Consider the following 11,031-nt stretch of genomic DNA (forward strand, 5'->3'; position numbering starts at 1 on the left):
GTGGTCCGTCAGCCGCCGTAGGCAAACGCGAGCCACACACGCGCCGCCACCATGCCCACGCCCACGGCTACGCCGAACACGAGCAGGCCCTGCAGCAGCCGGTTCGTGCGGCGCTGCTCGGCGAGCATCGCGCGGATCGTCTCGTCGTTCGCAAAACCGCCCGGCTCCTGGCGGTGCAGCAGCGCCTGGTGCACGAGGCGCGGCAACTGCGGCAGCGTCTTGCTCCATTGCGGCGCTTCGATCTTGAAGCGCTCGTACCAGCCGCGCAGGCCGATCTGCTCGGTCATCCAGCGCTCGAGATAGGGCTTCGCCGTTTTCCAGAGATCGAGCTCCGGATCGAGCGAGCGCCCGAGGCCCTCGACGTTGAGCATGGTCTTTTGCAGCAGCACGAGCTGCGGCTGGATTTCCACGTTGAAGCGCCGCGAGGTCTGGAAGAGGCGCAGCAGCACCTGACCTAGCGAAATGTCCTTCAGCGCCCGGTCGAAATACGGTTCGCACACGGCGCGAATCGCGCTTTCCAGCTCTTCCACGCGCGTATGGGGCGGCACCCACCCCGATTCGATATGCAGCGTCGCCACGCGGTGATAGTCGCGCTTGAAGAACGCGAGAAAGTTCTGCGCGAGGTAGTTCTTGTCGAAGTCCGACAGCGCGCCGACGATGCCGAAATCGAGCGCGATATAGCGGCCGAAATGCGTGGGATCGAGACTCACCTGAATGTTGCCGGGGTGCATGTCGGCGTGAAAGAAGCCGTCGCGGAACACCTGCGTGAAGAAGATCTCCACGCCCTCGCGCGCGAGCTTCGGAATGTCCACGCCCGCCGCCCGCAGCTTGTCCACCTGGCTGATCGGCACGCCGACCATGCGCTCCATCACGAGCACGTTGGCCGTGCTGAATTCCCAGTACATTTCCGGCACGAGCAGCAAATCGAGGCCCGCGAAATTGCGGCGCAACTGGCTCCCGTTGGCGGCCTCGCGCATCAGGTCGAGTTCGTCGTGCAGGTACTTGTCGAATTCGGCCACCACTTCGCGCGGCTTCAGGCGCTTGCCGTCGGCCCACAGGCGCTCGGCCCACACGGCGATGTCGCGCAGCAGCGCGAGGTCGGAATCGATCACCGGACGCATGTTCGGGCGCAGCACCTTGATCGCCACCGGCTTGCCCGCATGCTGACCCGACTTCACCTTGGCGAAGTGCACCTGCGCAATCGACGCGCTCGCCACCGGTACGCGCTCGAACTCGTCAAAGATCGTATCGACCGGCGCGCCCAGCGACTTCTCGATCAGGCCGATCGCCACGTTGGAATCGAACGGGGGCACCTGGTCCTGCAGCTTCGCGAGTTCGTTGGCGATGTCGGGCGGCAGCAGATCGCGGCGCGTGGACAGCACCTGGCCGAATTTCACGAAGATCGGGCCGAGGCTTTCCAGCGCGAGACGCAGACGCAAGCCGGGCGGATCGTCGAAGCGACGGCCGATCGTGGTGATGCGCAGGAGCAGCGCCACACGCCGGTCGTTGATCCGGCTCAACATCATCTCGTCCAGGCCGAAGCGGATGACGGTGAAGAAAATCTTGAGGAAACGCAGAAAACGCATGTCTGGGGGGCCTGTTGACTAGCGCGAGCCGCGCGGCGCAGCGCTTTGGCTCCCGCCGCTGGCCAGTGATTTTTGTTCGAGCCGCTCGATGCGCTTTTCCGCGCGCGCCAGCGCATCGCGTGCGCGCGACAGCTCTTCGTTGAAGCCGTCGAGCTCGGCGCGCCGCACGAGCTGCGGATCTTCATCGAGCAGATATTCCGTGACCGAGCCGAGCACGTTGCGCCCGGTGCGCAGGGCCTGCTCGCCCGCGGCGCGCGCGAGCGTGGCAATGCGTGAAGCCGGCGCGTCGCCGATCAGCTTCGCGAGGTCCTCTTCGGGCTCCCAGCGCAGATGCTCGGCGAGCTTGCCGATGACCTGGGCAAACTCGGCATCGCCCTCGATCTTCACGTGCTTCATCACGGCCGCCTGGCCGCCCTGCATGAACGACGAGAGCGCGCCTGCGGGCAGCGACAGCGTCACATCGACGTCGCCTGCATCGTGGTCCTCGACCGCGCCCAGATAGCCGTCCGGCTGCACGAGTAGCGTGAGCACGATGGGCGGACAGGTGAGACGGGCCGTCCTGCCGGCATAGGGGGCGAGACGCTCGCGTGCCCACGTTTCGCGGGCGAGCAGGTGATTGACGGCAGCAGCGAAGGGCTTGGCGGCAAGAGTCATCGGCATGGAATAAGAAAACCCGCACGGGCACAAGCCCGGGCGGGTTCCTATTGTAACGTTCGGGCCACGAGATCGCGCCGCCGCCCTACCCTCAGCCATGCGGCGCGGCACCTGGAAGGCGCCGCACTGCGATCTGGATCAAGTCACGAGACGCGCGGCCCGCGTACCGGCTCAGTGAGATTCGACCTGCTGGATGCCCGCAAGCAGCCAGCCTTCGCCCGACGTGCGCGACTTCGAGAGATTCCACACCTCGACGAACGGCGCGGCCGGCTCGCCCACGGCTTCGCGAATCAGGCCGGAGAAGCGCACGCTCGCAAGGTACTCGCTGCCGCGGTCTTCCACGCCGAGCAGGTCCGCGTTGAGCTGCACGACGTCGGTCTGGTTGGGCTGCGCGCCGCGGCCCGCGAGGTCGACGCGGATTTCGGCGAACATCTCGGGCGTCGTGAATTCGCGGATGTCGTCGATGTTGCCCGCGTCCCACGCGGCCTGCAGGCGCACGAAATAGACCTTCGCATTCCGGACGAAGGCTTCCGTATCGAAGCCGGCCGGGACCGACGCCGCTGCCGGCGTATCGATTTGCGGCGTGCTCAGCGGATTGGCTTCAGGCGCGAGGTACTGGCCCGTGGGCGGCGCGGTGTAGCGCGGCTCCTGCGGCTGATACCCGCCCGACGACGGGTTCATGCTGTTCGACGAGTACCCGCCCTGGTATGCGGGTTCCGCGGCACGGCGGCGGCTCATGAACTTGCGAATCAGCCAGACGGCGATAAAGGCGATGATCGCGATCACGATCATGTTGGCCATCATGCCGGCAAACGCCTCGCCAAGACCGAAGTGTGAAAGCAGCGCGGCGATGCCGAGACCGGCCGCGAGGCCTGCGATCGGCCCCAGCCAGCGATTGCGCGCCGGTGCGGGCGCTGGCGTGGGAGCCGGCGTGCCGGGAGCGCGCTGCGCCCCGGCCTGCTGCGCGGGATTCGTGGGGCTCGGCTGTGCCGGCGGCGGCGTGGTGCTGCGCTGCGAGGCCACCGACGACTGCTTGCCGAAACTGCGGCCGCCACCCATACGGCGAGCCTCCGCATCGAACGACGCGAGGCTGCCGGCAATCATCACGCCGGCAAGAGCCAGGACGCCGATTCGTCTGGCCCATGACGATGAAAGCTTTTTGGAAGCATTGATTCGGGGCTCAGACATGGTGGAAATTCCTTTAAAGACAGTAAGTTGGGAACACTAGTACTTTGTACCGACGTGTAAGGCTACCACGCCAGCTGACAAATTGTAATATTTGACGGCTTCGAGACCGACTTGTTCCATCATCGTCTTGAGTGTTTCCTGGTCCGGGTGCATGCGGATCGATTCCGCGAGGTACTGGTAGCTGTCCGCGTCCTGGGCAAAGCGCCGGCCAAGCCACGGCAGCACCTTGAACGAATACACGTCATACGCCTTCTTGAGCGGTTCCCAGACCTTCGAGAATTCGAGCACGAGCACCCGGCCGCCCGGCTTGAGCACGCGGCGCATCTCGGCCAGCGCGGCGTCCTTATGCGTCATGTTGCGCAGCCCGAAAGCCACGGTCACTACGTCGAAGTAGTTGTCCGGAAAGGGAATTTTCTCGGCGTCGCAAAGGAGCGCCGGCGTGATCACGCCGTTGTCGATGAGGCGGTCGCGGCCCACGCGCAGCATCGACTCGTTGATGTCGGTGTGCCAGACCTCGCCCGTCGGGCCCGCTTTCTTCGCGAACGCCATGGAAAGGTCGCCGGTGCCGCCCGCGATGTCGAGCACCTTCGCACCGGGCCGGATGTTCGCCTGCGCGATCGTGAACGCCTTCCACGCGCGGTGCAGCCCGCCCGACATCAGATCGTTCATCAGGTCGTAGTTCGAGGCGACCGAGTGAAACACGCCGGCCACTTTCTTCGCCTTGTCCTGTTCGTCGACTGTCTGATAGCCGAAGTGGGTTTTGCTCATCGCGCTCGTCCTTTCGCGGAAGGGTGTTCTATTGGTGTGCTGCGCCGCGTCAGTCAAAGATGCGGCGGGGCTGGATCGTAACAGGAAGCGTCAGTGGCAGTGGCCATGCGCGGCAGGAGGCGCCGCCATGGGTGCGTCGCGCTCGACGCCCGCCGCCTTCAGTCTGGCGAAATATTGCGCCCAGAGTTCGTCCTGGCGCGTGGCGAGCTCGTAGAGCTGGTCCCACGAGTAGATGCCGGTGTTGTGGCCGTCGGAGAACGTGGGCTGCAGCGCGTAGTTGCCGACACCTTCAAGCGCCGTAATCGTCACCTCGCGCTTGCCCGTCTGCAGCGTTTCCTGGCCAGGGCCGTGCCCGCGCACCTCCGCCGAGGGCGAATACACGCGCATCAGCTCGAAGGGCACGCGGTAACTCTCACCGTTCGCATACTGGAGTTCCAGCACGCGCGAGACGGCGTGCACCACGACGCCGGTTGGCACCGGCGTATCGGATTTCAGTCCACTCATGATCGTTCCCGCTGTTGGACGCGTATTGGACACAATTGGACGCGTATTGGACGCTCACCGCCCCCGCCCGCTCAGGCCTTAAGCCTGCTCCATTTCGTGGCGCACCGCGTCGCGCAGCAGCGTGGCCTGCGCGCGGCGCTGGCCGAGCATCGCCTCGGACACCGTGCGCTGCCGCGGCGCCCAGACGGGCAGCGGGAAATGAGCGTCGTTCGTGAAGCGCGGAATGACGTGCCAGTGCACGTGCGGAACCTGGTTGCCGAGGCTCGCCAGATTCACCTTCGAAGGATGCATGACGCGCCGCAGCGCACGCTCGGCGGCGTACACCGCGCGCATCAGATGTTCCCGGTCAGCCGCGCCCAGGTCCGAGAATTCGGCGACGTGCGCATTCCAGATGACCCGGCAAAAGCCGGGATAGTCGGCCTCGGCAGTCGCGAGCACGACACGCATGCGCTCGTCCTGCCACAGCACGTCGCCGCCTTCCTCACTGCAGAATACGCATGTCATCGTCGTCCTCGAACCCGTTCACGGAAAATTGAGCGCTGCCATTAGACCAGCACGCGCTCGATTCCGCCATTGTTCGCGTTCTGAACGTAGTCCGCCATCCAGTTTTCGCCAAGTATGTGGCGGGCGATTTCCACCACGATGTAGTCGGCTTCGATGTTGGCGTCTTCGTTGTACCGCGACAGACCCTGGAGGCACGACGGACAAGACGTGAGAATCTTGACGTCCTGCGTCGTACCCTGCCCGCCCGCTTCCTGCTGCGTCGCCGGCTGCACCCCGTTCGCGCCGTTGCCGACGATCGGAATGCCGCGCAGCTTCGCCGCGCCCTTGCGGATTTCCTCTTCCTTGCGGAAGCGCACCTGCGTCGAAACGTCCGGGCGCGTAACGGCCAGCGTGCCCGATTCGCCGCAGCAGCGATCGTTTTTCTCGATCTTGTAGCCGTCCTTTTCAGAACCCATCAACTCATTGACGAGCTTGACCGGATCGATCGTCTTGATCGGCGTGTGGCACGGGTCGTGATACATGTAGCGCGTGCCCGTCACGCCGTCGAGCTTGATGTTCTTCTCGAGCAGGAACTCGTGGATGTCGATGATGCGGCATCCCGGGAAAATCTTGTCGAACTCATAACCCGCGAGCTGGTCGTAGCACGTCCCGCACGACACCACGACGGTCTTGATGTCGAGGTAGTTGAGCGTGTTCGCGACGCGATGGAACAGCACGCGGTTGTCGGTGACGATCTTCTCGGCCTTGTCGTACTGGCCCGAGCCGCGCTGCGGATAGCCGCAGCACAGGTAGCCCGGCGGCAGCACCGTCTGCACGCCGGCTTCCCATAGCATCGCCTGGGTGGCGAGGCCCACTTGCGAGAACAGACGCTCTGAGCCGCAGCCGGGGAAGTAGAACACCGCTTCCGAATCGACGTTCGTCGTCTTCGGGTTGCGGATGATCGGCACGATCTTGTTGTCTTCGATGTCGAGCAACGCGCGCGCCGTCTTCTTCGGCAGGTTGCCCGGCATCTTCTTGTTGACGAAGTGGATCACCTGCTCGACCACGGGCGGCTTGCCCGTGGTGGCGGGCGGCAGCGCCGTCTGCTTCTTCACGAACTTCTTCAGCACGTCGTTGCCCAGGCGCTGCGCCTTGTAGCCCACGCCCATCATCGCGGTGCGCGCGAGGTTGATGGTCTGCGGGTTGGTGGCGTTCAGGAAGAACATGCCCGCCGCGTTGCCCGCGTTGAACTTCTTCTTGCCCATCTTGCGCAGCAGGTTGCGCATGTTCATCGTCACGTCGCCGAAGTCGATCTTGACCGGGCACGGCGTCACGCACTTGTGGCAGACCGTGCAGTGGTCGGCCACGTCGTTGAACTCGTCCCAGTGCTTGATCGACACGCCGCGGCGCGTCTGCTCTTCGTACAGGAACGCCTCGACCAGCAAGGACGTCGCGAGGATCTTGTTGCGCGGGCTGTAGAGCAGGTTCGCGCGCGGCACGTGCGTCGCGCACACGGGCTTGCACTTGCCGCAGCGCAGGCAGTCCTTCACCGAATCCGCGATCGCGCCGATGTCGGACTGCTGCATGATGAGCGACTCGTAGCCCATCAGGCCGAATGACGGCGTGTAGGCGTTGCGCAGGTCGGCGCCTTCGAGCAGCTTGCCCGCGTTGAAGCGGCCTTGCGGATCGACGCGTTGCTTGTAGGCGCGGAACTCGGCGATCTCGTCGTCAGTCAGGAATTCGAGCTTCGTGATGCCGATGCCGTGCTCGCCCGAGATCACGCCGTCGAGCGAACGCGCGAGCTTCATGATGCGCGCGACCGCATGGTGCGCGTCCTGCAGCATCTCGTAGTTGTCGGAGTTGACCGGCAGGTTCGTGTGCACGTTGCCGTCGCCGGCGTGCATGTGCAGCGCCACGAACACGCGCCCGCGCAGCACCTTCTTGTGGATCGCCTGAGTCTCGTCGAGGATCGGCTTGAATTCGCCGCCGTTGAAGATCTTGCGCAGTTCCGCGCGGATTTCCTGCTTCCACGAGATGCGCACCGTGCGGTCCTGAGTCACGTGGAAGACGTTGGCGTCCGGCTGCGCGTCCACGCGGTCGGCGAACTTCTCCGCCAGCGACTCGTAGCCCAGCTGTACCAGGTAGTGCTGCGCCTCGCGCAGCGACAGATCGAGCTTCTCGCCCACGAAGGTCCAGCGCTCGCGCACGCGTTTGAGCAGATCGAGCGCCTGCTGCACGCGGTCTTCCAGCAGTTCCGCGGAGGGAATCTCGTTCGCGTCGTCCGTCTTGCCGAGCGGCAGCTTGCCCGCCTTGAAGAACGCTTCGAGCGCATCGACCAGTTGCAGCTTGTTCTTGATCGACAGTTCGATGTTGATGCGCTCGATGCCGTCCGTGTACTCGCCCATGCGGTTGAGCGGGATCACGACGTCTTCGTTGATCTTGAACGCGTTGGTGTGCTTGGCAATCGCGGCCGTTCGGCTGCGGTCGAGCCAGAAGCGCTTGCGCGCCTCGGCGGACACCGCGACGAAGCCTTCGCCGCTCTTGCCGTTGGCCATGCGGACGACGTCCGAAGTCGCGGCGGCCACGGCATCGGCGTCGTCGCCGACGATGTCGCCGATCAGCACCATCTTGGGAAACGCGTTGCGCTTGCTTTTGGTCGCGTAGCCCACGGCGCGCAGGTAGCGCTCGTCGAGGTGCTCGAGACCCGCGAGAATCGCGCCGCCCTGCTTCGACGTTTCGAACAGGTAGTCCTTGATCTCGACGATGCTCGGAATCGCCTCGCGCGCCTGGCCGAAGAACTCCAGACAGACCGTGCGCGTATGCGCGGGCATCTTGTGCAGCACCCAGCGCGCGGACGTGATGAGCCCGTCGCAGCCTTCCTTCTGCACGCCCGGCAGGCCGGCGAGGAACTTGTCGGTGACGTCCTTGCCGAGGCCTTCCTTGCGGAAGCGCTTGCCTTCGATATCGAGCGATTCGGAGCGCAGCAGCTTTTCGCCCGGCGCGTATTCGCCATCGAACCACTTCAGCTCGAAGCGCGCCACGGCGATGTCGTGGATCTTGCCCATGTTGTGGTCAAGACGCGTGACCTCGAGCCAGTTGCCCTGCGGGTCGACCATGCGCCACCAGGCGAGATTGTCGAGCGCCGTGCCCCACAGCACCGCCTTCTTGCCGCCCGCGTTCATCGCGACGTTGCCGCCGATGCAGGACGCATCGAGCGAAGTCGGATCGACGGCGAAGACGAAGCCCGCGGCGTCGGCGGCCTCGGTCACGCGGCGCGTGACCACGCCCGCGCCCGAGAAAATCGTCGCGACCTTGCGGTTCACGCCCGGCAGGTCGGTCATCTCGACCGGACCGAGCTGCTCGAGCTTTTCGGTGTTGATGACGGCCGAGAACGGCGTGAGCGGCACCGCGCCGCCCGTGTAGCCCGTGCCGCCACCGCGCGGAATCACGGTGAGGCCGAGTTCGAAACAGGCCTTGATGAGGCCGGCGATTTCGGCTTCGGTATCGGGCGTGAGGACGACGAACGGATATTCCACGCGCCAGTCGGTCGCGTCGGTCACGTGCGAGACGCGCGCGAGGCCGTCGAAACGGATGTTGTCCTTCGCCGTGCGCTTGCCTAGCACCTTCGTCGCGCGGCGCCGCAGGTCGGCCATCTTCTCGAACTCGCCCGCGAAGGCGTCGATGGCGCGGCGCGTGGCACCGACCAGTTTTTCGACGCGCGCGGCGCGGTCCACGCCTTCCTTGTCGGTGTGCGCCTGCAGGTCGGCGCGGCGGCGCTTCTCGATTTCAGCGAGGCGGTGGTTCAACGCCTCGATCAGGAGCGCGCGGCGCTTCGGATTGTCGAGCAGATCGTCCTGCAGATACGGATTGCGGCGCACGACCCAGATGTCGCCCAGCACCTCGTAGAGCATGCGCGCCGAGCGGCCAGTGCGGCGCTCCGCGCGCAGCTCGGCGAGCGCGTTCCATGCGTCTTCGCCCAGCAGGCGGATGACGATTTCGCGGTCCGAAAACGACGTGTAGTTATAGGGAATCTCGCGCAGGCGAGGTTCGATGTCGGCGGCCACGGCGGTGGCGGCGCCGTGAGGATCGAAAACTTGAGGTGCGTTCATGGTTGGACGACTCTTTGGGCCAGTCCCGCGCACGGCTCGCGGCCGCTGCAACGGATACTGACGGGGCGCGTGGGGCGCTATTCTGAAATCGTGTCCGCCTGTGGCAGGCTGCGGACGAAAGGGGTGGGGAGGCACATGGCGGCAACGCTCACGCCGATGGTTCCCCGGCGCTCGGATTTAGCGACACGATCGTGCGTGGCGGGCGTGCCGCTGCGCCGCCGGGCGGGTCACGCGCCGTGCGGGCATCAAATGGGCTGTCCGAGGTTGCCAGTGCATCATCCGATCCTTGTTTCGAAAAAGGATTTTACCGCATGATCCGCACCCGCGCTGACGCGGCGTGGGAACCTGGTGATCACACAAGATTCACTTGCGTTGACGGACGATTCGCGCCGGATTGCGCGCGCTTTGACGATGATTTGCCTTCCGGCCGGTCGGCGAATCGCGCCGCCGCATCCCGCGCCGGCCGCCTGCCCTGCCAGCGCGGGAGCCGTTGGCGCTATCATTTACGCTTTCCCGCCCTGAAACCGCGCCCGGCGCGCCCTCGCATGGCCTCTCACGACGATTACCTGAAGAAAATCCTCACCGCCCGCGTCTACGATGTTGCCCGCGAGACCGAACTCGAGCGCGCCCCGAACCTCTCGGCGCGCCTGCGCAACGCCGTGTTCCTCAAGCGCGAGGACAACCAGCCGGTGTTCTCCTTCAAGCTGCGCGGCGCCTACAACAAGATGGCGCATCTCTCGCCCGCGCAACTCGAGCGCGGCGTGATCACCGCCTCGGCGGGCAATCACGCGCAGGGCGTGGCGCTTTCGGCGGCCAGGCTCGGCGTGAAGGCCGTGATCTGCGTGCCGGTGACCACGCCGCAGGTGAAGGTCGATGCCGTGCGCGCCCACGGCGGCGCCACCGTCGAGGTCGTGCAGGCCGGCGAGTCTTACAGCGACGCCTACGCCCACGCCGTGCGCCTGCAGGAAGAACGCGGGCTGACCTTTGTGCATCCCTTCGACGATCCCCACGTGATCGCCGGCCAGGGCACCGTGGCGATGGAAGTGCTGAGCCAGCATCAGGCCCCGATTCACGCGATCTTCGTGCCGATCGGCGGCGGCGGTCTGGCTGCAGGTGTGGCGGCCTACGTGAAGGCCGTGCGCCCGGAGATCAAGGTGATCGGCGTGCAGACCGACGATTCCTGCGCGATGGCGCAGTCGATCAAGGCGGGCAGGCGCGTGGAACTCACTGAAGTCGGCCTGTTCTCGGACGGCACGGCCGTCAAGCTGGTGGGCGAGGAAACCTTCCGCCTGTGCCACCAGTATCTCGACGAAGTACTCACCGTCGATACGGATGCCCTTTGCGCCGCGATCAAGGACGTCTTCCAGGACACGCGCAGCGTGCTCGAACCCGCAGGCGCACTGGCCGTGGGGGGCGCGAAGCAGTATGCGGAGCGTGAAGGCATCGAGGGGCAAACGCTGGTGGCGATCACCTCGGGCGCGAACATGAATTTCGACCGCATGCGCTTCGTGGCCGAGCGCGCCGAGGTGGGTGAGGCGCGCGAAGCGGTGTTCGCCGTGACGATCCCCGAGGAGCGCGGCAGCTTCAAGCGCTTCTGCGAGCTGGTCGGCACGCGCAGCGTGACCGAGTTCAACTACCGCATCGACGACGCCGAGCGCGCGCACATCTTCGTGGGCGTGCAGATCCGCAACCGCGGCGAGTCGCAGCAGATCGCGAAGACCTTCGTCGATCACGGCTTT

Annotated in this window: 8 protein-coding genes; 1 reads left to right on the forward strand and 7 read right to left on the reverse strand. The window is 65.4% G+C overall.

Translation table 11 applies throughout. From position 1 onward, the window contains the following. Nucleotides 1-8 precede the first annotated feature (8 nt). The 7 genes from ubiB to M3I53_RS17525 form a co-directional block, all read right to left on the reverse strand. Nucleotides 9-1,586: a ubiquinone biosynthesis regulatory protein kinase UbiB gene (gene ubiB, locus M3I53_RS17495; RefSeq protein WP_254317145.1), complete on the reverse strand. Its 1,578-nt coding sequence runs from the start codon at nucleotides 1,584-1,586 to the stop codon at nucleotides 9-11. A gap of 18 nt (nucleotides 1,587-1,604) precedes the next feature. Beyond that, complete coding sequence (locus tag M3I53_RS17500) at nucleotides 1,605-2,240, reverse strand: SCP2 domain-containing protein (RefSeq protein WP_254317156.1); 636 nt, start codon at nucleotides 2,238-2,240, stop codon at nucleotides 1,605-1,607. Between the two features lie 171 nt (nucleotides 2,241-2,411). Then, nucleotides 2,412-3,428 carry a Tim44 domain-containing protein gene (locus tag M3I53_RS17505; protein ID WP_254317146.1) on the reverse strand — a complete coding sequence of 339 codons (1,017 nt, stop codon included), beginning with the start codon at nucleotides 3,426-3,428 and terminating at the stop codon, nucleotides 2,412-2,414. A 36-nt stretch (nucleotides 3,429-3,464) separates the two neighbouring features. Further along, nucleotides 3,465-4,196, reverse strand: a complete 732-nt coding sequence (ubiE, locus tag M3I53_RS17510; RefSeq protein WP_069262911.1) for a bifunctional demethylmenaquinone methyltransferase/2-methoxy-6-polyprenyl-1,4-benzoquinol methylase UbiE — start codon at nucleotides 4,194-4,196, stop codon at nucleotides 3,465-3,467. Between the two features lie 90 nt (nucleotides 4,197-4,286). Next, nucleotides 4,287-4,700 (reverse strand): gamma-butyrobetaine hydroxylase-like domain-containing protein, encoded by a 414-nt coding sequence (locus M3I53_RS17515; RefSeq protein ID WP_254317147.1) that lies wholly within the window; start codon nucleotides 4,698-4,700, stop codon nucleotides 4,287-4,289. Between the two features lie 78 nt (nucleotides 4,701-4,778). Further along, nucleotides 4,779-5,204: an HIT family protein gene (locus M3I53_RS17520; RefSeq protein ID WP_254317148.1), complete on the reverse strand. Its 426-nt coding sequence runs from the start codon at nucleotides 5,202-5,204 to the stop codon at nucleotides 4,779-4,781. Nucleotides 5,205-5,245: 41 nt separating this feature from the next. Further along, a complete protein-coding gene (locus M3I53_RS17525) occupies nucleotides 5,246-9,292 on the reverse strand; it encodes an FAD/FMN-binding oxidoreductase (protein ID WP_254317149.1) in 4,047 nt (1,348 codons plus the stop codon). Between the two features lie 545 nt (nucleotides 9,293-9,837). Here M3I53_RS17525 and ilvA point away from each other — a divergent pair. Continuing rightward, a partial coding sequence (gene ilvA, locus M3I53_RS17530) for a threonine ammonia-lyase, biosynthetic (protein ID WP_254317150.1) occupies nucleotides 9,838-11,031 on the forward strand: 1,194 nt, incomplete at its 3' end.

The sequence above is a fragment of the Paraburkholderia sp. CNPSo 3272 genome, assembly GCF_024206495.1.
Lineage (GTDB): Bacteria > Pseudomonadota > Gammaproteobacteria > Burkholderiales > Burkholderiaceae > Paraburkholderia.